The following is a 21701-nucleotide window of genomic DNA, read 5'->3' as shown; positions in this document are numbered from 1 at the left end:
TTGTCCTATGACAAATAGCCAGCTGTTGTTAAGATGCGCTTTTGCGTTATCTAACAGGAGCTGGCTATGTTTTCAGGTCTTAGTGCGTTCCCACTGACCCCCGTCAATGCTACAGGCATCGACGAACAATCCTTTCTAAAGATTCTGGCGCGCTTAACTGCCGCTAAGGTCGACACGCTGGGCGTGCTGGGTTCAACCGGCAGCTATGCCTACTTCTCCCGAGAGCAACGCAAGCGCGTGGCGACACTCGCGGTCCAGCATGCAGACGGTATTCCGGTAATGGTCAGCATAGGCGCGATTAGCACTGATGAAGTGTTGCGGCTGGCTGATGATGCGCAGCAGGCAGGCGTAAGAGCTCTGCTATTGCCGGTAGTTTCGTACCAAAAGCTCACCGAAGAAGAAGTGTTTAATTTTTATGCCGAGGTGGTTCAGCACGTCTCGGTGCCCATTTGTGTTTATGACAACCCCGGCACGACGCACACGCAGTTTTCCGACGCGCTCTACGCACGGATAGCCGCGCTTTCCAACATAGCTTCGATAAAAATCCCCGGTGTTCCTGACCAAATGTCAGCGGCTACCCAGCGGGTGAGCGCACTGCGTGCGCAACTGCCTGAACGCATTAGTATCGGCGTCAGCGGCGATGCCTCAGCGGGTAACGGTCTTATGGCCGGATGTGAGGTTTGGTATTCCGTGTGTGGTGGCTTGTTCCCCAACACGGCATTAGCGCTTACCCGAGCCGCTCAGGCAGGGGATTTCACTGCAGTCGCCGAGCAGTCCCAACGGTTAGCCCCGCTTTGGGCGCTGTTCCGTCAGCATGGCGGAAGTATCCGAGTGATGGCGGCTGCAGCGGCTCTCCTGAGCCTGGCGGACGAGAATAATTTGCCACGCCCACTACGGGCATTATCCAGTAAAGATCAACGGGAAGTGCGACAAGTGATTGAATTTCTGAGTCTGTCTTAGGCTAATTAACTATTAGTGCGATCATAATGATCGCACTAATAGTTAAGATAGATATAGTTTACTTGGTTATTATCGCTTCCATCGAAGGCACACAGCCTTCTCATCAAACAAACCAAGGAATATGACCATGAAAACTATCAAAGCAATGTCAATCGCCGCTGTTGCCGCTCTTTCACTGATGTCTGCTGCCAGCTTTGCTCAAACAGTATCTGCCACTTCACTGACTCTGGACGGTGCGGAAGCGAAAATCGCTGCTCAGGCACATCAGCAGAACGCACAATACAAAATCATTGAAGCCAGCGACGGCAATATCGTGCACATGACCGCTGAGTTGTACAAATAATTATCGGATGGTTGCACAGGGAAGTGCCGGAGCAGGCCGCCTTACGGGGCGGCCTTTTTCGTTGAGAGGCGTAATGCAGTGGAGACCGCATCATGAAACAGAATCATGACCAGATTGATCAGCAAGCCAGTGCATTTGTTGAAGCGCTGCGCACGCAGCGTCATGCACATATGCCGGTAATGCGTTTCCATCAGTGGCCGCAGTTTATCTCGACCGTGCGCACCTTGCTTGCGAATAATAATTAGCCTGATCATCATTATCGCACTAATAGTTAATATAGAAACGATAACTAAGGTTATCATTATTTCATCGAAGGCACACAGCCTTCATCAATAACCCAAAGGAATATGACCATGAAAACCATTAAAACACTGACCATCGCCGCTGCTGCCGCTCTTTCACTGATGTCTGCCGCCAGCTTTGCACAGAGCATTTCCGTAGAGTCTTCAACTCTTGACGGTGCAGAAGCAAAAGTTGCCGCAGTGGCACAAGAGCAGGGCGCTCAGTATAAAATCACTGAAGCAAACACCAACAACCGTGTGCACATGACTGCAGAGCTGTACAAATAAGTTTAGTTTCCGCTTCAGCGTTAAGGCCGCCTTCGGGCGGCTTTGCTGTTTCCGAACTAAGTAACCGCCTCTCATACGTTCTACTTAGATGATCTCTAAGGTCATCCAGGCCCCCCTCATATACCTTAAATCTGTAATATTAAGATTTCCCTGACACAGATTTGGCAATGGTGACTATTTACCCTCATTGTATACCCATATAGTATACCTCTAAACGACATCGATTTAGGGGGCTAAATGAGAGGCAAAGTCAGTATCACCGTTGAGAAAGACAACTATAAATATTTGGTTGACTCCGGCGTTAACGTTTCTGCATTAGCGGATGCGGCTTACGCCAAAGAGGCTAAGCGCATTAAAGGGGAACGTTGGAAGGAAGAAAATCGTGAGGGCATGGAAGAACTTGCCGCTTTTAACCAAAAGTTTGGCTCGTTCGCTGATGAGAACAGGAAGTGGTAACTCATGCAATTTGATGTTTATGAATATAAGCGGACCAGTCATTACCAACTTTTTGTCGATGTTCAAAGTAACATCCTTGATACACCGGGATTTAGAATGGCCATCCCGCTTGTTGATGCCTCTTTACTCTCTGAAAAAGTGAGTAAAGAGCTCCTTCCAATCGTTCAACTCAATGGCACTGCTTATCGGCTGAAAACTGACGATGTCGTTAGCGTTTCAAACAGCGTGTTTGGCGATAAAGTCGGAAGTCTTGCAATCTACGAAACTGAAATTAAAGACGCTATTAACATTCTGTTTTGGGGTGTGTAAACCACTCTCAAATCTAACCCGCCCTGGCGGGTTTTATCTTTTTAGCGCGCCACCAGCGTTTCAATTTCTGCCTTCGCCTGCATCAGCGCGGCCAGTAGTTGGGGAAACTGCTCATCGAAGCGCATAGCCGGCACGGCTAAGGCCAGGGCATAGCGTTCACCCGGCCCGGTGTGCAGAGCAACACTGACGCCACAAACGCCGCGCGCATGCTCCTCCCGATCAATCGCATAACCTTGCTGGCGAATTGACTCAATCGCTTTCAGCAAAGGCTGACGATCTTTCAACGTTTGCAGGGTGCGCACCTCATTCAACTGCGGCATTAACCTCGTCAAAAGCTCCTCAGGCTGTTCCGCCAATAGGGCTTTGCCATGTGCGGCGCAGTGGGAAGGAAAGGCTGTGCTGATGGGCGAAACCACGCGCAGCTCCTGATCCGAAGCATATTGGCTGACCAGTACCGTGTGGCTGCCACGCCAGACATACAAGTCCACCGTTTCGCGGGTGCGACGCCCCAGCGTCTCCATCGCCGGTTGCGCCAGCGCAATAATATCGGTGTGCGCTGAGGCGGCAAGTCTGGTCAGTGCTGGCCCCAATTTAATTCCCGCGCTGTCCTGGATCAGCAACTGCTGCGCAATCAGAGAGGTCACCAATCGATGAACCGTGGTTCGCGGTAACGCAGTCGATTTCGCCAGTTCGGATATTGATAATCCAGCGGGGCGATTTTCCAGTGCGCGCAAAAGGGTGGCGGCACGTGCAATCACCTGTGATCCGTTAGCTTCAGTATCTGCGACCATTATTCATCCGTTTCATCGATTTACCCACGCGCCACTCTATCACGTTACCCGCTAGCGATTGACATCACACGCGATTACCCTAACACTCATGTCCGATATGTGGATGATAAACCCATTATGCGGATAGGTGTATTCATGACTGTATTAAAACCTGCAGCGGCAATGACGTTATTGGCGGTGAGTTGCCTGACCATCATGGTGGGCTGCGTTATCGTACCGGGATTGAGTGAGATTGCTGCGCAATTAGGAGTTTCACATCTGGCTAATTGGTTGGTAACGCTGCCAGCATTGGGCGTAGTACTGGCAGGGCCTTTTGCCGGACGAGCGATAGACCGTTATGGCGCTTACCCCATGCTTCTTGTGGGTCTTTTCTGTTACGGCGGATTGGGCGTGGCGGGTGCCTGGTTACCCGGCGCACCCCTGCAGATCATTGATCGTGTCCTATTAGGCTGTTTTACCGCCGTAGTGATGTCGGCTGGAACCAGTTTAATTGCCAGTTTTTATCAGGCTGAAGCACGACTTAAAATGATGGCGCGTCAGGGCATGGCTATCGAACTTGGTGGAGTGGTGTTTTTATTTATTGGCGGGATTCTGGCTTCCTTGAGTTGGCGCTATCCCTATGCACTCTATCTTTTGTCCTGGTTGCTGCTCGCATTGGTGGTCATTTTGTTTCCACGTCCGCAACAGCAAATCGCCACTGAAACCAGGGATGAAGGCGCAACCAACAGCGATCGGGCATTGCGTCCGGTATTGCTGGCGGCCATCTGCTCCATGATGTGTTTCTATACCGCCATCATCATGCTGCCACAACGCTTTGCTGCGTTGGGCGTTAATGCCGATCATATCGGGTATTTTCTGTCAATCGTTTCGCTGGTGGCCGTGTTGGCTGCAGCGTTGATGCCGCATGTGGCACTGCAATTTGGTCCTTATCCAACCCTGATCATGGCGTTCGTTTGTTATATGTTGGCGCACCTGGAGTTTGCTGCTGCACCGGACATGCTGCTGTGCCTGCCGGGCGGCATCCTGTTAGGCATAGGATTTGGCCTGTCAGTGCCTCTGGTCAACCATATGACGGTTGAAACCAGCCAACCGCATGAGCGTGGACGACAACTGGCGCGTTTATCGATGGCAATCTTTGCCGGGCAATTTCTCGCGGCCTTTATGGCTTATATTCCCGGCCAGGTGGCGATGACCTTTATTGCCGCAGCAATACTGGCCGTGATGAATATTGTTGCTTTGCGTAAGTTCGCCGTGGTGAGGAATTAATCTGTCCGAAAAGGGTCGATGCATGTCCTCATCCATCTATGGCTTACCGTTAAGATAGTGCGCAATCTCAATCATTTAGGATCCGCATGAAAACCATCATCAGTAAAAACTTTACTCCAGCCAAATCCTGGGATGCCGTCGATATTGCCAATTTCGACGGTACCAGCGTCAGATTGCATTGGACTGATAAACCTTATCGCTGGCACATCAACGACGGCGAAGAGGTCTTTGTGGTGTTGGATGGTGCAGTAGAAATGCATTACCGCGAGCAGGGCGAAGTACAGAAAGTGATGTTGAATGTCGGTGATATTTTCTTTGCCAGTGTGGGAACCGAGCATGTTGCCCATCCGCAGGGCGCCGCGCGGGTACTGGTGGTTGAGAAAGAGGATTCGGTATGAAACCACACTAACCGTAATCGGTAACGATTTGATCCGTTAGGCGTAACAGGAGATGAGTGAGCAATCAGGCGCAAGCTCGTACGAAAAGTAACCACGGCAGTGCAGCTGGCGTGGTTGGCGGTGGGAGGTGATTTATCCACAGGTTAGCGCGCAGTCTTTTCACCCGAAATGTGGATAACATCCTGATCATTATGACAGTCGATGTGACAGTAACGCTGTGCATGATTAGCTGGATCATCATGATCGCACTAATAGTTAATATGGTAATGGTAACCTAGGGTATTATTATTTCCATCGAAGGCACACAGCCTTCACAAACAACCCAAAGGAATAAAACCATGAAAACTATCAAAACACTGACCATCGCCGCTGCCGCCGCTCTTTCACTGATGTCTGCTGCCAGCTTTGCCCAGAGCATCTCCGTTGAGTCTTCAACTCTTGACGGTGCCGAAGCGAAAGTTGCCGCAGTCGCACAACAGCAGGGCGCTCAGTATAAAATCACTGAAGCGAACACCAACAACCGTGTGCACATGACGGCAGAACTGTACAAATAAGTTCAGTTTCCGCTTCAGCGTTAAGGCCGCCTTCGGGCGGCTTTGCTATTTAAGGCCTAATAAAACGTATTAGCTGATTGCGTTGACAAAACGCTGCGTTATTTGCTGAGGACGGGTTATCGCGCCACCGACCACCACAGAATGCGCGCCCAGTTTTAAACACTGCGCCGCCATCTCAGGTGTTTCCACATTGCCTTCTGCAATCACTGGCGCCTTCACTGCTGTTAATACTTCACGCAGAAAGTGAAAATCATTTGCCGCCAGATACTTTCCGCGCGTTTCCGCCGTGTAGCCATGCAGCGTAGTACCTACGCAGTCGAAGCCGAGTTCATCCGCCAGCAACGCCTCATCAACTGTCGCGATATCTGCCATCAGCAATAACTGCGGATAGCGCTGACGAATCGCCGCCACCAACTGCGGCAACTGCAGTTCGCCAGGCCTCTGATGTTGCGTGGCGTCCAGCGCGATCATCGCTGGATTCGCCGCCATCAATTCATCGACCTCTTTGAGCGTGGCAGTGATATATACATCACTGCCTGAATAATCTCGTTTGATAATGGCGATAATGGGCAAATCCACGGTTTGCATAATCTGCTCTACATCGATCAGACTGTTGGCGCGGATTGCCGACGCGCCACCTTGCTTCGCGGCTAATGCCATACGCGACATGATATAGGCGCTGTGCAGGGGTTCATTTTCCAGTGCCTGACAAGACACCACCAGTTTCCCTTTAATTTGCTCCAGCATGTTTGCTTTCATAGCGCGAGTAACTCCTCAACTTCATTTTTGATAATGGTGACGTGCGGGCCATAGATCACCTGTACGCCGTTGCCACGCTGGATAACCGCGCGAGCGCCCGTGGCCTTCAATGCGGCTTCATTAAGTTTAGAACTGTCGTTTAGTGTGATACGCAAACGTGTGGCGCAGCAGTCAAGTTCGGCAATATTGTCTTTACCGCCCAGCGCTTCAATCACCTGCAAAGGGCGTTCGCCAGCGGCAACTGGCAAGGTATCGATGCTGACATTTTCACGGCCTGGCGTTTTGAAATTGAATCGAGTGATCAGCAGGCGGAAGGTAAAGTAATACAGCAGGAACCATGGCACGCCGACCAGGGGCACATACATCCAGTGGGTTTTCGCTTCACCCTGCAATACACCGAACAGAATGAAATCGATTAAACCGCCGGAGAAGGTCTGTCCAATGGTGATGTGCAGGATGTGGGCGATCATAAAGGCCAGGCCATCGAACAGCGCGTGAATCACATATAACACTGGCGCCACAAACAGGAACGAGAACTCAATCGGTTCGGTGATCCCAGTCAGAAATGAGGTGAGGGCGGCGGATAATAACAAACCGGCCACACGTTTGCGGTTCTCGGGTTTGGCAGTGTGATACATCGCCAGACAAGCCCCGATCAGGCCAAACATCATGGTGATAAAGCGGCCCGACATAAAGCGCGCCGTCCCCAGATAAAACTGCTGCGTATTGGGATCGGCCAACTGAGCGAAGAAAATGCGCTGAGTGCCTTCAACCAGATGACCATTGACCATTTCACTGCCGCCCAAAGCGGTAGTCCAGAAAGGCAGATAGAAGATGTGATGCAGACCAAACGGGCCGAGCATGCGCAACACAAAGCCGTATATGAAAGTGCCGAAATACCCCGTGGCATCGACCAGTCCACCCATACCGAATATCAATTTCTGAAAATGCGGCCAGACGATGGTCATTGCCGCGCCAACGATAATCGCCACAAACGAGCTAATAATCGGGACGAAGCGTGAGCCACCAAAGAAGCCGAGAAATTGTGGCAGGGCAATTTTGTTATAGCGGTTGTGCAGTAACGCGGTGACCAGCCCGATCACAACACCACCAAACACGCCGGTTTCCAGCGTTTGAATGCCCAGCGCCATACCTTGACCCACGGCACTGAGATTACTGCTGGCCAGCACGCCGGTAAGCGTCAAGAGGGCATTGATGGTGGCATTCATCACCAGATAGGCGAGCAGAGATGCCAGTCCTGCTGTGCCCTTGTCGCTTTTCGCGAGACCTACCGCCACGCCCACCGCAAACAGCACCGCAAGGTTGGCGAATACCACCGAACCTGCGCTGGCCATGATGGTGAACACCCCTTGTAGCCAGGCGATATCCAGAAACGGATAGGCTTTAACAGTGTTGGGATTGGATAACGCGCCGCCAATGCCCAATAGCAAGCCGGCGGCAGGTAATACCGCAATCGGCAACATAAAGGATTTTCCAAAACGTTGCGCTTTTTCAAACCAGCCTCCTGAAGAGGCTCCACTGAACATTGACATAAATTTTTATCCCCGAGGTGTTGTTGTGGTAAAAATTATTATCATAATCTACTTCATCGGATGAAAATTACTACCATTAGTGTGATAGCTTTCACTTATAATCAATTCTGCTGGCACAAAGCAGGGCCTTTACGCACACTAAGCGCCATCAATATTGGCTAATGGAGAGGTGTCATGACGGACAATGGAAATATTTTGCTGCATCTGAAGCAGGGCTTGCCGGGCTACAGTCCTGCGCTGCAAAAGCTGGGCGACTTCATCCTGACCGAACCGCAGAGAGTGCTGTATCTCACCATTACCGAATTGGCGAAAGAGACGGACACCAGCGAAGCCAGCGTGACGCGCTTGTGCCGCAACCTGAGTTGCAAAGGCTACACCGAATTTAAGATGGCGCTGGCGCTGGATGTGCAGCAGAGTCAGCCCACGCTGGCAGCAACGGGCGATCCGGTTGATGCGCTGGTGGAAGAGTCGGTGCAGGCGCTGCGCGATACCGGAAAATTTATTGATCGCGAGGTCTTACAGCAGGCAGGTGCGGCGGTGCATCAGGCGCGTTCTATCCAAATCTATGGCGTGGCTGCCAGCGCGATAACCGGCGAATATTTGCATTATCGTCTACTACGGCTGGGCAAACCCGCGCAGCTGTTTGGTGATATGCATCGTGCGGCCATGAATGCTTCGACCCTGAGTGAAGGTGATTTGGTCATCGCGATCTCTGCTTCCGGTTCCACCAAAGATCTGATGCATGTGGTCAATGTGGCGAAGAAGCGCAAAGCTCAGGTGCTGATGCTAAGTAATACGCTGCGCAGCCCGATGGGCAATCTGGCGGATATGTTGCTGGTGGCGGCGCGACCGGAAGGCCCACTTAATGCCGGAACGTTGAGTGGGAAGGTAGGGGCGATGTTGCTGGTTGAGGCGTTAATGGGGGAGCTGATGGCACATGATGCGCATTACGCCACTGCTAGTCAGCAAACGGCCAGTGCCACATTGCCGATGCTGATCTAACCGTAATGTAAGTCGCTCTCAATCCCAACATGACGGAAAAATCGGTGCGCAGCGATGCGCACCCGAGAAGATACATTTACTCACTCGCCAGCGCGGCGACCGGATCCATACGGGCAGCTTTGCGCGCAGGCAAATAACCAAAAATCATGCCGATAATAGTGGAGCAGGCGAAAGCTGCCCCCGCGGATTCCCATGAGTAGATGGCTGTCAGTACACCGCCTGCCATCAGGCTAATCAGCGGACCGATCACCAGTGAGAGTGCCACGCCGAGTGAACCGCCAACCAAACATACCAGCACCGCCTCAATCATAAACTGCTGCATGATATCGCCACGCCGCGCACCCACGGCCATACGCACGCCAATCTCATGCGTTCGTTCGGTGACGGACACCAGCATAATATTCATCACGCCGATGCTGCCGATCATCAGCGCAATCGATGCCACCATCAAAATCAGCAAGGTCAAGGTGGCTGCTGCCCCTTCAATCGCTTTGCGGTACTTATCGCGGTTAAACATCAGGAAGTCTTTGGTGCCATGGCGCGCAGTCAATAGTTGCGTGAGAGATTCCACCGCCGGACCGCTGACCACATCATCTTTAAGCTTAACGCTGATACTTGTGAGCGCTGTTTGCCCACTGATGCGGTACATCATGGTGCTCCAGGGCAGCCACACGCTGAGACGATTGGGCGAAATGCCGTTATCTTCATGCGCCACACCAATGACTCGCACCGGCACAGACCCTAACACGATCATTTTTCCGATGGGGTTTTCATTGGCTGCAAACAGCTTATTGCGCGTATTGGTATCAATGATGATCTCTTGCCGGGCATGGCGTTCATCACTGAAGTTGCTGCCTTCGGTGAGTTTGATGCCCTGAATCTCAAAGTAATCTTTGCCGACGCCCGATACGGATGCTTTTGACGAGTTGGAGAGATAACGGATCGGCTGGGTCGAGAGCAGCTCAGGGCTGACTTTGTCGACAAACTGCTGGCGAGCAATCACATCGGCATCCGCCATCACCAGCGTCAACACCGGATGCGCATCATCTTCGGCGAAATCGCCGCCGGCATACACGGACACCACATTCGTCCCGAGACCGGAAATACTCTCCAGCGTTTTTTCACGCGCACCTTGTCCAAGCGCGACGACAGTGACGACAGCGGCAATACCAAAGATAATACCGGTCATGGTGAGTGCGGTGCGTAAGCGATGCGTATTCATGGCATTTAGCGCCATGCGCATTGACTCGCGCAGGCGATCAACAAATCCGCGCAGCTTGCTCTGACTTCTGCTCACCATTGGCTGATAGCGCGATCGCGTCGCCTCTGTTTTTGGCCCGCTGTCAGCAAAAATTTCACCGTCCTGGATTTCGATGATGCGGTCAGCGTGTTGCGCCACTTTCATATCGTGTGTGACGATAATTACCGTATGACCGTCACGATTCAGGTCATGAAGAATGCGTAACACTTCCTCGCCAGAATGCGAATCCAGCGCGCCGGTCGGTTCATCGGCGAGAATAATCTCGGCTCCATTAATCAACGCTCGCGCAATACTGACGCGCTGCTGCTGGCCACCAGAGAGTTCACCCGGTTTATGGTGTTCACGGCCTTTGAGACCGAGCCGTTCCAGTAATTGAGCAGCACGCGCCCGCCGCGCATGCCCCGGCAAATTGGCATAAATCGCCGGGATTTCGACGTTGCTTAATGCGGTCAGGTCCGGCATTAAGTGGTAGCGCTGAAAAATGAAACCAATATGTTCGCGACGGACTTTCGCCAGCGCGTCCGGAGAGAGTGAAGCGGTATTCTGGCCTGAAATAAAATAGTGACCGCTGTCGGCGGCATCCAGGCAGCCGAGAATATTTAGCAATGTGGATTTGCCTGAGCCGGAAGGGCCAATGATCGCGACCATTTCGCCACTGGCGATCTGCAAATTGATATCTTTCAGCACATGCAAAGATTCTGAACCGTTAACATAGCTGCGCTGAATGTTTTTCAGTTCGATCAAGCTCACATCACCACCTTGTCCGCACCGGCGGCTTGGGTAGCAAGGATGACTTTTTCACCGGCTTTCAAGCCGCTGAGAACCTGAATATCAACGCTGTCTGAAATACCGGTGGTGATAATACGTTTCTCAGGCTGATTCTCCTTGTTCGCCACCTCGACAAAGGTCTTGCCTTCCGCGTCTTTTTTCGTTGCCTGTACCGGAATCAACAGCGCGTCTTTCGCAGTGTCGCGCAGCAGATTAACTTGCGCGGTCATTGAGATGCGCAGGGTGTTATCGGGATTGGTAACATCGAGTAACGCATTGTAATAAATGGCAGCATTGGTACTGCTGGCCGGCGTACTCTCACTGTTGCCCATCAAGGCATCATCTTTCATCACTGATTCGGGTGCCAGTTCAATGCTACGCAGCGTCGCGTTGTAGCGTTTATCGGGATTGGCGAAGGTGGTAAACCAGGCTTGCTGGCCGGGGTGGATGTTGGTGATGTCCGCTTCGGAAACCTGCACTTTAATGGTCATGGTGCCCAGTTGCGCCAGCTTGGCGATGGTCGGCGCGCTCTGCGCGGCGTTAACCGTCTGGCCCTGTTTGGTCACGATGGCGATCACCGTGCCATCCATCGGTGCCATGATGCGGGTATAGCTGAGATCGAGCTGCTTCTTGTCCACCTCAATTTGTGCTTGAATGACGCGCGCTTTTTGCGCCGTCAACTCAGCACGTGCGGTGCTCCACGCTTCTGCCGCTTCGTCAAAATCCTGACGTGACACCAGGTTGGCTTTAATCATTTGCTGCAGGCGTTTGAACTGCGCATCCTGCCTGACCAACGTCGCTTCACGTGTTTCCAGATCGGCTTGCGCGACGCTCAGTGCAGCCTGCGCGTTGCGTAAATCACTGCGCTGTGGCTGGTCGTCAATTTCAGCGATCAGCTCGCCCTTACTGACGTTATCTCCGGCTTTGATATAGAGCTTTTTCACCTGACCTGAAACCTGCGCACCGACATTGACGCGCTCAATAGCGTCCATCTTGCCGGTCGCAGCGATGACGTTTTCGATGTCGCCTTGACGCACCACGGCAGTGACCAGTGGATTCGGTTTTGGTCTTGAACTGCTGTAGGCCCAGACCAGAATAATGATCGCCAAAATAGCGATCGCGACCAAAAGCCGCTTTTTAGAGGTATTCAACATAAGCATCCCTTTAATGAAGCGAGAATAGTAATCACTAAATGCAACAAACAGGAGAAAATTCGTCAGGATTTCTGCATTAAGTTGGGTGCGTTGAGAAAAAAATGAAAATTTTTCGAATAGAAATCGTCGTTGAGTTGTTTACCCCTAAACCACTCACTATTTGGGAAATGCTATGTCCGCTCCGGCCCGCCAAAACTCACGTCAACGCTATGACGCTTTCAGCATGACGCTGCACTGGATCACTGCGTTTAGCGTCATTTTTCTGTTTGCCTCGGCGCACATTTGGGAACAACTGGAAAAGGGCACACCGCTGCGCAAGGGTTTACAGGCTTGGCATATCTCTTTTGGCATTTTGCTGGCTTTGGTGATGATTGTGCGCCCACTGTGGCGTTTCTATTGCCAACGTCAGACGCATTTGGCCGTGGCACCAGCTGAAAGCAACACACCGATGCGCATCATCGCGCATGCCGTTCATGGCTTGTTGTACCTGTTATTATTCACTCAGGTTGTATTGGGTTTTCTGTTTCGTTGGGCGCAACAGGAACCGTTTGATTTCTTTGGCCTGTTCGATATTCCAACCTTTATTCATGTCGATACCGCACTGCGTCACACGCTGGCGGGATTACACAATAACGTTGCCTGGGCGCTGATTAGCCTGGCAGGCGCGCATGCGCTGGCGGCGTTACTCCATCACTACGTTCTGCGTGACAACGTGCTGCGCCGTATGCTGCCGTTGCGCGATTCGATGCCCCTCCGCGAGGATAAATGAATGATGAAGATGATGAATCAGGTTCGCTGGTTTGCCGTGCCAGTATTGCTGATGGTGTTACATGCACCGACTGCATTCGCCATGGGCGATGACGACAGTGACAAGAAAACCCCGGACTGTCCGAAAGGGCAGGTTTATGACAGCAAAACCAAATCCTGCGTGCCGGAAAAAACCAGCATGCTGAGTGATGAGGATAAGACGAATTACGCCTACCACCTGGCGAAAAAAGGCGAGTATCAAGCTGCGCTGACGTTACTGGATACGTTGCACAATCAGAACACCAAAGAGGCATGGAATTATCGCGGCTACGCCACACGTAAACTGGGCCGCACCGACGAAGGGATGCGTTACTATCAGAAATCGATCGCACTAGACCCCAAATATGCCAAAGTGCGTGAATATTTAGGTGAAGCCTGGATGATCAAAGGCCGACCGGATCTGGCTAAAGAGCAGCTCACTATCATCAAATCGCTGTGCGGTGTGAAGTGTGAAGAGTATCAGGATTTGCACGCGGCCATTAATGGTCACCCTGAGTCCTGATGACCGCTGTTGACGGAGGATAGAAACATTACCAGCACTGAAGTCCGTCAACATCTGGCGGCGCATCTGACGCGTATGTGGCGTTACGCGATGGTGTTATCGCGTAATAAAGATGTGGCCGAAGAGTTAGTGCAGTCCACTTGTGTGCGGGCGCTGGAACGCAGCGCCCAGTACACACCGGGCACACGCATCGATCGCTGGCTGTTCACCGTGCTGCACTCCGTGTGGATCAACGAACTGCGCGCGCAGCGGGTACGCATGGGGCAGGGATTCGTCGAGAGTGATGAATTGCTCGCTCCCGACCATCAGCAACACAATGAACAGCGCATGCAATATGCCAAAGTGATGCAACGGGTTGGGCAGTTGCCAGAGGCACAGCGCAACGCGGTATTTTTAGTTTATGTCGAGGGTTTTACCTATCAGGAAGCCGCCGACACGCTGGCCGTACCGATTGGAACCATCATGAGCCGCCTCGCTGCGGCACGCACTACTTTAGCCAGCGCAGTGACAGCGCGGCCTGCGGTACAGGAGAAACGCTTGTGAATGCACCACGATTTACCTCGCCCTATGCCGACGAAGCTATCGTTGCCTGGCTGGATGGTGAAATGCGCGCGGAGGATGCGCAGGCGTTTGAAAACGAACTAAAGCGCAGTGAAACGTTGTCAGCACGGACGGCTGAGCTGATGAAAAGCAATCAACCTTTTGCGGATGCGTTCGCGCCAATGCTGGATGAGGCGCCGCTGGAGCGTATGGAGTCACGACTGGCGTACCTGCTGGACAACACGCCGTCCGCACCGAAAAAAGAGACTGTTCAGGTTAGCCGTCGTGCGTTGATCGCAGCATCAGTCAGTTTTCTGCTGGTGGGCAGTGCCGTCGGTTTTTGGGCCAGACCCGTCGCGAAAGCTGAACAGGATGAGAGCGCGCGAATACGTGAACTGGAAGCACAATATATGTCGCTCTATAGCCCGGAAACGTTGACGGATGTCGACAGTTCGCCACAGGTGTTAGCGCGTTCATTACAACGCACGGCGCGCGACCTCGATCTGCGTCTGACGACTGAGCAATTGACGCTTCCTGAAGCGAGCCTGAAAAGTGTGCGTATGCTGCGCTACGACGATTCACTGATCACTCAAATCGCCTGGAATCACAGCAATTACGGTCCGATGGCCCTGTGTATTTCGCGGGAAGATGCGAGTAAACAGAGTGCATTGGCGCAGGAAAAACGGCACGGTATGAATCTGGTGTGGTGGCATCGCAGCGGATATCAGTACGTGCTGATTGGGCGCAATCCTGCTGATCAGTTAAAACGAGCGGCGCAAGTGTTGAGCGCCGCTCTGGTGTAATTTATCAGTGATCGCTCATTATGCCCCTGGGATGCAGGATACAAATATCGCAGGGGCGTATTGATGGGAAGTTCGCTTAAAGGATGCCCAACTGCTGTTTCAGTTGCGCAATCTCATCGCGCCATTGTGCCTGCAACGCCGGTTTTTGATGTTTGGGCTTACGCTCTCTATCTTCATCCAGCTTGCTTTCCAGATCACACAACGCCAGCAGCAGCGCATCTTCATCGTTGTACGATTCAGACGTCACGGACAGAACATTTACGGTCTCGCTGTCTGACGGTTGTTTGGCACTCAGTTGCTCAATCACCGGTTCAAAGTCATGCCACTCGCTCAGTTGCTGATCCTGAATCAGCCAGAAACGGTTACAGCTGCTGGCGATCAGATTGCGATCGTGCGACACCAGCAACACCGCGCCCTCGAACTGATTGAGGGCGGCTGCCAACTCCTCTTTACCCAGCATATCCAAATGGTTGGTGGGCTCATCCAGCAGCAATAAGGAATAGCGCGCGAGTGTCAGCCCGACAAACAGCAGGCGTGAGCGTTCACCGCCACTCAGCGAGCCCACTAATTGCTGATGACGGAGATAAGGGAACCCCGCACCTATCAGAGCCATCTTTCGCTGGTCGTCACTTAGAGGGGCAAAATGCGCCAGTGCCTCGTTGAGGCTCTCCTCATCAAGCAATTGCGTGAGGCTTTGGTCGTAATAACCTAACTTTGCACGCGGATGAAACAGTGTGGTGGTCTCACGCTGGTATTCCAGCCAGAGTTGGCGCAGCAGCGAAGATTTCCCGCTGCCGTTGCGGCCCACTATGGCGATGCGGTCGCCGCTTTTAACCTGCAGGCTGGGTAACGAAAACAACGCAGGCGCGTTCTCCGCTGGGCGAATGTGCATTTCAGTCAGCGCCAGCACCCGATCGGCATCCAGCGCTTCTCCCAGCAGTTGAAGGCGCCATAAGCTGCCTTCGGTCAATGTGGTTTGTGCCTCTTTCAACCAACTGGCGCGTCTCTCCATTTGCTGCGCTTTACGCGACAGACCTTCGTTGTCGTAGGTACGTCCCCAAATTGCCAGCCGTTTGGCACTTTTTTCGACGCGCTCAATCTCATTCTGTTCTGCCTGATAACGTTGCGCATCGGTTTCATCCTGCTGGGCCAGCGCTTGTCGGGCAGCGGAGCAGGGCAGGCGGAAGAATTGCAGGGTTTGATCGCGCAGGATCCAGCTGCAATTGGTGACCTGATCCAGCAAGGTGCTGTCATGTGACACCAGCACAAAGCTGCCTTTCCAATTTATCAGGAACTGTTCCAGCCAAAGCAGCGTTGGAAGATCCAGATGGTTGCTGGGTTCATCCAGTAACAGCAGATCAGGCTGGAGAATAAGTGCACGCGCCAGCAGTAACCGCATATGTTGACCGCCACTCAACGTGGCTGCCGTTTGGGTATGCTGTTCAGCATCGAACCCCAGCGAAGAGAGTAGCGCTTCCGCTCGCCAGGCTTCACTGACCTGTTGCTGTTCTGGCAGACGCGCAATCACGCTTGTCAGCAGCGTGGCTTGCTGGAGCAGAGGGGGAAGATGTTGCTCAATTCGCGCCAGCAAACAGTGGTTGGCTAACGTAACGCTGCCCTGACTGCTTGCAAGTTCACCGCTGAGGATTTTTAGCAGGGTACTTTTTCCCGTGCCGTTATCACCGAGCAGCCCAATGCGATCACCTTTTTTGAGGCTGAAATTAATGTTGTGAAATAGGGTACCGAAGGCGTTATCAAAGCCGACAGCGTGTGCGGATAGTAATGTGCTCATGTGCTTACTCATAAGTTGCAGGCATGCGAACGCCTGACGTCAAAAACTGCTGACGACAACCCGGTAAGCCGGAGGAAGGGTTGAGAATTTCAGTAGACTTCGCTCAGGCGGATTATCGCAGCACGAATGCAGAGATAGCTGAGCGCGGCCAATTACTATAAAAGTGTGAGTAAATAAACAATTCACACGATGGCATAGTAATCCTCCTTATTTATCAGTAGTGAGTAGGGTGGGTTGATGATAGTCACCTGGGCTGGCATTATCCACAGAATATTCGCGATGTTGTGAAGCCACAGGCCATGCCCGGTCAAAAGATATGATTTTCCAACTTGCGTAGTGCAACGGTATCTCCCCCTGAACAGGTTCCTCAAGCTAGTGACAATTATTCTCGATTAGCTGGAGAAATCAGTACGTCAAATTTCAGATTTTATCTAAAGCTCCATTGAATGGTGATAACAAATACCGAGGGAATAATAAACCCCGATTCAATGCCGAAATAGGGTGTGAAATTATATTGAAAGCCATGATAAATATAGGGTGAGAATCCTATTCCGGTGGCCTTTTTAAAGTCGTGATAGGAACCGTGATCGCCACAATCCTTAAAGGCATCGAAAAAAAACTCACCGGTGTAGCCGTAGATACCTTTAAAGGTCCAGCCATCATCCCAGGTTTTCCAGTCTTTTCTCACCCCTAACGCAAGACAGCGATCGTCAAAGCTGTTTTTCATGGTGCCGATCAGGACGCTATAGGTGGAATCTTCGGACAATTTTCTTTCTACCGAAAAGAAGTTATTCTCAAAATTTTCAGTGTATTGCCCATGATTCCCGGTCAGATGATAAACGTAGGAACCCGTGTTGATGGAATATAGGTTAATTTCGCTCGCTGGGCACTGCAGCGAAATGAGTGTTAATACAATCAGTAAGCCCCATAATAATCTGAGATTTGTTCTGGGGGATTCTTCTGTTATTTCATTCATTTTTTCCTCACCACTGGCAATGCGATAATGAAAAAAGCGAACAGCAACCTGATGGGTTGACTAAACATGTTGATTGATAAGTCAGAATGATCAGAGCTTTGAAATTTCAGATAAAGATATTTTATACTGATGAAATCATAGACGATGACGTATTTTAGCAGCTTTTTTGAAAGGGCAATATTGCGAAGAGAAGCGCATTATAAACATGCCTGGTTATATGATTAATAAATAAGGGATTCGTTCAAATAAATCATTCATGTACACTTTTCACTGAATGATGTGTTCCTCATCCAATAAGGGGTAACCCGTGATAGGTTGCAAGCCTGCAAGTTATTGGTCATAAGCCGATTGAAGATTCTCCACCCCAACGCTGCAGCATAACCAGAATCTCACGCCCGGTTATGCTGAACTACGCAGGGATGGAAAGTAGAATGACTTCATTCCTGAGTGCAGTTTTAACCTTGATCCACCCAGATGAGCCTATCCACATCAAACCCCAGCCTTTGCGCGATAGCCAGGTACTGTTTTTTCACTTGATTCGGAAGCTTCGGCTCTCGCGACAAGATCCATAAATAACCCCGATTTGGACCGCTCACTAGCGCGTATTGATAATCATCATCCAATGCGATCACGTTATAGCCGCCATAGAACGGGCCAAAAAAGGAGACTTTAAGCGCTGCGGTATCCGATTTGCCGGTGAAATAGGCCTTGCCCTCACTCTCACTCCACTCTTTTTTCACCGAATCATATCCACGATTCAGCACGTTTATGCCGCCATCGTTGCGTTGAGTATAAGTGGCTGTGACATGATCTTTGCCGCGCTCAAAGCGGTGATCCAGGCGGGCGATTTCGTACCATTTGCCCAAATAGCGGTTGGCATCAAAAGGGCTGATAGGCGTGACACCTTTTGGTGGCGTCGGGGATTTACAGGCAACCAGCGTTAACGATAACGCTGCAAGTGCGGCGATGGGCCATATTTTCATTACTGCTCCTTTATCGATCCTGATCCGTATTAAAGGGTATGTCAGCATGATTATAGGCCAGAAATATCGAGGCGGCCCTTAGGCCACCTGATGCAGGGGATTATTTCTTCTCTTTATCTTCGTCAGCCGGAATCAGTGGCTCATCAATCGCAATAGAGGTGCCTGACTTTAACAACTGAATATCGAGTATCACGTAGGTCATGGTGGTGATAAACAAAGAAATCACGCTGCCAATCACGCCGCTGGTGGTAAAGGTGAAGTAGTTGTACATCACCACCCAGGTCACACAAATAAACAGGGCAAGCGCAACGTTAATGGCTGACTGTGAATAGTTGGTAGTGCGAGCGCCCATCTCATTGATTTGCTTATAGAGGTTGGTGCCAACGTATTTCTCCAGCACAAAAATGCCTTGATCCCAACTGCGCAGGCGTCGCGCGCTGCTGCGGGTGAAGAACAGGAATAACAACGAGACAAACAGACCGGAAAAGGCGATCAGCACGGGGACAGCTTCTAATGCATACACCAAACTTTTGTGGCTGGGTGCTTGTGCGGTGAGATCCAGCGTCAGCGAGGCGCCCAGGACGACATAGAGGAAAATAAACAACGCTAAAAACACCGCATTGCGTTTCCAGTCGAGTTCCGCTTCGTGATTTTTCTGCTGCCGAGCGATGTCGAGGGCGTGTTGTAAACGCGTGTCGCTGGATTGGGTATCCACTTGCCCTATCTCTTCTCCGAGCAAACGGTGAATAAACGGCTGATCGGCCGAATCAATGGTGATGCGCATAACTATCCTGATGGCGTAACTATCGAGGTGCACAGTGTAACGCAATTTCGGCCGCAGGCAGGAATCTGCGAGACAACACGCAGTTTCAGTGCTGCAGTTGCTCATGATTTGCACATCATTTGTACACTTTACTCTGCGGTCACTGTCGGCCGTGTACAGCACGACGGAGGAATAGCCTATGTCGTACGTAGATGGTTTTGTCGTTGCGGTGCCTGAAGTTAATAAAGAGGATTACCGTGCCATGGCGGCCAAAGCAGCGCTGCTGTTTAAGGAGTTTGGTGCCACCCGCATCGTGGAGTGCTGGGCAGATGATGTACCTGAAGGCAAGCTCACGGATTTTTATCGGTCGGTGAAAGCGGAAGAGGGAGAAACAGTGGTGTTCAGCTGGATTGAATATCCCTCACGTGAAGTGCGTGATGCGGCCAATCAGAAAATGATGTCCGATCCGCGGATGAAAGAGATGGGCGAAAACATGCCGTTTGATGGCAAAAGAATGATTTACGGCGGTTTCTCGATTCTACTCGAAGAGTAATGTGCAGGGCGCGTCGGCGCCCTGCACATTTCTGTCGCGGTCAGGCATGCGAGAGGCTACGGCCACTGCTGACACTGTATGACGGTTCGATAACCATCGTGATCTTGATACGTTTTTCCGTTTTGATCCCAATATGGGTTGAACGAATCAATCTGTACAAATCCCGCCAATACCATTTGCTGGCATGTTTGCTGCCACCTATCACGCTCGGGTAAATACAGCACCAACAGATCTTCTGATGAGGGTGAAGGGATGACCGGATGCGAAGTGCATTGTGTGAATTCCAGATGCCAGGGCACATCTGCTTTTCCCAGCATCACGCCATTGAAGCCTTGGTGGTCTTAAAAGGCGCCAATCACATCCAGTCCCAATCCTGATTGATAAAGTTCACGACTGCGCTCCAGTTGTGAAACCGGTCGCGCTACGCGTAGGGTAAGTGTTGCCACAAGTTTAACTCCATGACGATGAGGTTTAGTCCTGTCACTCATACTGTAGCGGCGACAAAAGAGTGATGGCGCAATGCGTGCGCATTGTGTATTGGCGTTGCTAAATCGTCATGAATTAACGCTATTTTTTCTTAATTCTAAACGGGATGGAGAGCATGATGAGCTATGTCAGCGAGATGAGAACCTTAGTTGGACATCGTATGTTGCTGCTTGCGGGAGCGAACGTCATCATCCTTGACGATAAGCAACGTATTTTACTACAACAGCGATTAGACGGAAGCTGGGGGACTACCCGGTGGGTTGATGGAACCGGGTGAAAGCCTCGAACAAACCGCTGTGCGTGAAGTGAAAGAAGAGACGAATATTGATATCGATGAACTTCATTTTTTGAAAGTCTTTTCTGGCAAAGAATTTACTTTTACGCTTAATAATAACGATGAAATCAATGTTGTCACCGCCCTTTACTGGTCAAAAAAATGGCATGGTAGTTTAATAAATGAAAAAAGTGAGGGGTTGTCATTGGCATTCTTCACCACTGATGATATGCCCGATAATATGAGCGAAGAGTATCAGCTCTACCTTCGTTACTTTGTCTCAAAATAAATCGTCATCAGATTGGATTACGTGGCCATACTCAGTACAACAAACGCCACTTCAACAAGGAGTTAACATGCTGGATATCATCCATTTTCCCCTGTTCCTCGTTTCGGTATTTCTGCTGTGTATCACGCCGGGTCCGGACCTCGCTTATGTGGTCGGGCAAAGCGTGGCCAATGGGCGACGCAGCGGCGTGATATCTGCGAGCGGTGTGGCGCTCGGCAGCTGTACGCATGCGTTGGCCAGTGCAATAGGCTTAACGGCGTTAATTACCGCCTCGCCGATGTTATTTACAGCGATTAAATATATCGGGGCTGCTTATCTTATTTATTTAGGTGGCAAGATGGTGTGGGAAACATTTATTGTCAAACCACAGGGATGTCGCTCACAGACTAAGGTGCCACGCTCCAATACACGTAATCTTTTAGTACGCGGTTTTATTACATCTATCACTAATCCCAAAGTGTTATTGTTTTTCATTTCGTTCTTCCCACAATTCGTCGTGGTAGAGGGTAACTATCATGCGAGTTCCTTCCTGCTGTTGGGACTAACATACGCGGTGATTGGGTTGATCACTGATGTGACGTTTGCCCTGCTGGCGGGCGGTGCTGCGAGTGCAGTATCGCGCAACATTACGCTGCAAAAGCTGCTGGATCGTATCGTCGGTATGACATTCATTGGCCTGGGAATTCGCCTGGCCCTGACCCGACGTTAAAAATGCAGAAGATACAGCAAGTCTGATGATTGGCGATAGCGACTTAATCGGGTAACGTGAAGTGTCTTACGTTACCTACAA

Annotated in this window: 26 protein-coding genes and 1 pseudogene; 17 read left to right on the top strand and 10 right to left on the bottom strand. The window is 51.1% G+C overall.

Annotated elements, in window-relative coordinates; all coding sequences use genetic code 11:
- Positions 1 to 66 precede the first annotated feature (66 nt).
- The 6 genes from JK231_RS15895 (at position 67) to JK231_RS15870 (ending at position 2637) form a co-directional block, all read left to right on the top strand.
- A complete protein-coding gene (locus tag JK231_RS15895) occupies positions 67 to 960 on the top strand; it encodes a dihydrodipicolinate synthase family protein (RefSeq protein WP_211729032.1) in 894 nt (297 codons plus the stop codon).
- A 127-nt stretch (positions 961 to 1087) separates the two neighbouring features.
- Complete coding sequence (locus JK231_RS15890; RefSeq protein WP_097119047.1) at positions 1088 to 1303, top strand: YdgH/BhsA/McbA-like domain containing protein; 216 nt, start codon at positions 1088 to 1090, stop codon at positions 1301 to 1303.
- Positions 1304 to 1395: 92 nt separating this feature from the next.
- Positions 1396 to 1548 carry a hypothetical protein gene (locus tag JK231_RS15885; RefSeq protein WP_176505793.1) on the top strand — a complete coding sequence of 51 codons (153 nt, stop codon included), beginning with the start codon at positions 1396 to 1398 and terminating at the stop codon, positions 1546 to 1548.
- A gap of 108 nt (positions 1549 to 1656) precedes the next feature.
- Positions 1657 to 1872: a YdgH/BhsA/McbA-like domain containing protein gene (locus tag JK231_RS15880; protein WP_034829897.1), complete on the top strand. Its 216-nt coding sequence runs from the start codon at positions 1657 to 1659 to the stop codon at positions 1870 to 1872.
- A 237-nt stretch (positions 1873 to 2109) separates the two neighbouring features.
- The gene (locus tag JK231_RS15875) at positions 2110 to 2328 is read left to right on the top strand and encodes a type II toxin-antitoxin system CcdA family antitoxin (protein ID WP_034829890.1); all 219 of its coding nucleotides are present in this window, start codon (positions 2110 to 2112) and stop codon (positions 2326 to 2328) included.
- Positions 2329 to 2331: 3 nt separating this feature from the next.
- Positions 2332 to 2637 carry a CcdB family protein gene (locus tag JK231_RS15870; protein WP_211729031.1) on the top strand — a complete coding sequence of 102 codons (306 nt, stop codon included), beginning with the start codon at positions 2332 to 2334 and terminating at the stop codon, positions 2635 to 2637.
- A 41-nt stretch (positions 2638 to 2678) separates the two neighbouring features.
- Here the strand turns inward: JK231_RS15870 and JK231_RS15865 are convergent, their stop codons facing one another.
- A complete protein-coding gene (locus JK231_RS15865) occupies positions 2679 to 3428 on the bottom strand; it encodes an IclR family transcriptional regulator (protein ID WP_211729030.1) in 750 nt (249 codons plus the stop codon).
- Positions 3429 to 3563: 135 nt separating this feature from the next.
- Between JK231_RS15865 and JK231_RS15860 the strand changes: the two genes are divergently transcribed.
- The 3 genes from JK231_RS15860 to JK231_RS15850 all read left to right on the top strand — a co-directional run bounded on the left by JK231_RS15860 (position 3564) and on the right by JK231_RS15850 (position 5646).
- Positions 3564 to 4694: an MFS transporter gene (locus JK231_RS15860; protein ID WP_211729029.1), complete on the top strand. Its 1131-nt coding sequence runs from the start codon at positions 3564 to 3566 to the stop codon at positions 4692 to 4694.
- A gap of 86 nt (positions 4695 to 4780) precedes the next feature.
- The gene (locus JK231_RS15855) at positions 4781 to 5092 is read left to right on the top strand and encodes a cupin (RefSeq protein ID WP_211729028.1); all 312 of its coding nucleotides are present in this window, start codon (positions 4781 to 4783) and stop codon (positions 5090 to 5092) included.
- 338 nt (positions 5093 to 5430) lie between these two features.
- On the top strand, positions 5431 to 5646 hold the full coding sequence (locus tag JK231_RS15850; protein ID WP_034829885.1) for a YdgH/BhsA/McbA-like domain containing protein: 216 nt from the start codon (positions 5431 to 5433) through the stop codon (positions 5644 to 5646).
- A 69-nt stretch (positions 5647 to 5715) separates the two neighbouring features.
- On the opposite strand, the gene JK231_RS15845 is transcribed toward JK231_RS15850, so the two are convergent.
- Positions 5716 to 6405, bottom strand: coding sequence for an N-acetylmannosamine-6-phosphate 2-epimerase (locus tag JK231_RS15845; RefSeq protein WP_211729027.1), 690 nt, complete (start codon positions 6403 to 6405; stop codon positions 5716 to 5718).
- Complete coding sequence (locus tag JK231_RS15840) at positions 6402 to 7958, bottom strand: maltose/glucose-specific PTS transporter subunit IIC (RefSeq protein ID WP_211729026.1); 1557 nt, start codon at positions 7956 to 7958, stop codon at positions 6402 to 6404. Before JK231_RS15840 ends, JK231_RS15845 begins: the two co-directional genes overlap by 4 nt.
- A 174-nt stretch (positions 7959 to 8132) precedes the next feature.
- On the opposite strand from JK231_RS15840, the gene JK231_RS15835 reads away from it, so the two are divergent.
- Complete coding sequence (locus JK231_RS15835; protein ID WP_211729025.1) at positions 8133 to 8960, top strand: MurR/RpiR family transcriptional regulator; 828 nt, start codon at positions 8133 to 8135, stop codon at positions 8958 to 8960.
- 76 nt (positions 8961 to 9036) lie between these two features.
- Here JK231_RS15835 and JK231_RS15830 read toward each other — a convergent pair whose 3' ends face one another.
- Both JK231_RS15830 and JK231_RS15825 read right to left on the bottom strand, forming a co-directional pair.
- Entirely contained in the window at positions 9037 to 10971 is a 1935-nt protein-coding gene (locus JK231_RS15830) for a MacB family efflux pump subunit (protein WP_034829880.1), read from the bottom strand.
- Positions 10968 to 12143: an efflux RND transporter periplasmic adaptor subunit gene (locus tag JK231_RS15825; protein ID WP_211729024.1), complete on the bottom strand. Its 1176-nt coding sequence runs from the start codon at positions 12141 to 12143 to the stop codon at positions 10968 to 10970. Before JK231_RS15825 ends, JK231_RS15830 begins: the two co-directional genes overlap by 4 nt.
- A gap of 172 nt (positions 12144 to 12315) precedes the next feature.
- Here JK231_RS15825 and JK231_RS15820 point away from each other — a divergent pair, with 172 nt between their 5' ends.
- The 4 genes from JK231_RS15820 (at position 12316) to JK231_RS15805 (ending at position 14795) form a co-directional block, all read left to right on the top strand.
- The gene (locus tag JK231_RS15820; protein WP_097119060.1) at positions 12316 to 12912 is read left to right on the top strand and encodes a cytochrome b; all 597 of its coding nucleotides are present in this window, start codon (positions 12316 to 12318) and stop codon (positions 12910 to 12912) included.
- Positions 12913 to 13452, top strand: coding sequence for a tetratricopeptide repeat protein (locus JK231_RS15815; RefSeq protein WP_167347121.1), 540 nt, complete (start codon positions 12913 to 12915; stop codon positions 13450 to 13452).
- A 75-nt stretch (positions 13453 to 13527) separates the two neighbouring features.
- Positions 13528 to 13995, top strand: a complete 468-nt coding sequence (locus JK231_RS15810) for a sigma-70 family RNA polymerase sigma factor (protein ID WP_230599210.1) — start codon at positions 13528 to 13530, stop codon at positions 13993 to 13995.
- Positions 13992 to 14795 (top strand): hypothetical protein, encoded by an 804-nt coding sequence (locus tag JK231_RS15805; protein WP_211729023.1) that lies wholly within the window; start codon positions 13992 to 13994, stop codon positions 14793 to 14795. The genes JK231_RS15810 and JK231_RS15805 overlap by 4 nt, the downstream gene beginning before the upstream one ends.
- 76 nt (positions 14796 to 14871) lie before the next feature.
- Here the strand turns inward: JK231_RS15805 and JK231_RS15800 are convergent, their stop codons facing one another.
- From JK231_RS15800 to JK231_RS15785, 4 genes are all read right to left on the bottom strand, one after another.
- Positions 14872 to 16587, bottom strand: coding sequence for an ATP-binding cassette domain-containing protein (locus JK231_RS15800; RefSeq protein ID WP_211729022.1), 1716 nt, complete (start codon positions 16585 to 16587; stop codon positions 14872 to 14874).
- Positions 16588 to 17014: 427 nt separating this feature from the next.
- Positions 17015 to 17563 carry a hypothetical protein gene (locus JK231_RS15795; RefSeq protein WP_249221732.1) on the bottom strand — a complete coding sequence of 183 codons (549 nt, stop codon included), beginning with the start codon at positions 17561 to 17563 and terminating at the stop codon, positions 17015 to 17017.
- A 455-nt stretch (positions 17564 to 18018) separates the two neighbouring features.
- Positions 18019 to 18546, bottom strand: coding sequence for an outer membrane lipoprotein Blc (gene blc / locus JK231_RS15790; RefSeq protein WP_097119063.1), 528 nt, complete (start codon positions 18544 to 18546; stop codon positions 18019 to 18021).
- A gap of 100 nt (positions 18547 to 18646) precedes the next feature.
- The gene (locus JK231_RS15785; protein WP_211729021.1) at positions 18647 to 19330 is read right to left on the bottom strand and encodes a hypothetical protein; all 684 of its coding nucleotides are present in this window, start codon (positions 19328 to 19330) and stop codon (positions 18647 to 18649) included.
- 178 nt (positions 19331 to 19508) lie between these two features.
- Here JK231_RS15785 and JK231_RS15780 point away from each other — a divergent pair, with 178 nt between their 5' ends.
- Positions 19509 to 19862 carry a DUF1428 domain-containing protein gene (locus JK231_RS15780; RefSeq protein WP_211729020.1) on the top strand — a complete coding sequence of 118 codons (354 nt, stop codon included), beginning with the start codon at positions 19509 to 19511 and terminating at the stop codon, positions 19860 to 19862.
- 56 nt (positions 19863 to 19918) lie between these two features.
- Here JK231_RS15780 and JK231_RS25760 read toward each other — a convergent pair.
- Positions 19919 to 20350, bottom strand: a pseudogene (locus JK231_RS25760) (VOC family protein).
- A gap of 261 nt (positions 20351 to 20611) precedes the next feature.
- Between JK231_RS25760 and JK231_RS15770 the strand changes: the two are divergent.
- Entirely contained in the window at positions 20612 to 20911 is a 300-nt protein-coding gene (locus tag JK231_RS15770) for an NUDIX domain-containing protein (protein WP_249221731.1), read from the top strand.
- Between the two features lie 67 nt (positions 20912 to 20978).
- On the top strand, positions 20979 to 21620 hold the full coding sequence (locus JK231_RS15765; RefSeq protein WP_211729019.1) for a LysE family translocator: 642 nt from the start codon (positions 20979 to 20981) through the stop codon (positions 21618 to 21620).
- Positions 21621 to 21701 lie beyond the last annotated feature (81 nt).

The sequence above is a fragment of the Pantoea sp. JGM49 genome (genome assembly GCF_018257655.1).
GTDB classification, from domain to species: domain Bacteria; phylum Pseudomonadota; class Gammaproteobacteria; order Enterobacterales; family Enterobacteriaceae; genus Pantoea; species Pantoea communis.
This window is presented reverse-complemented; position numbering and strand designations above follow the sequence as displayed.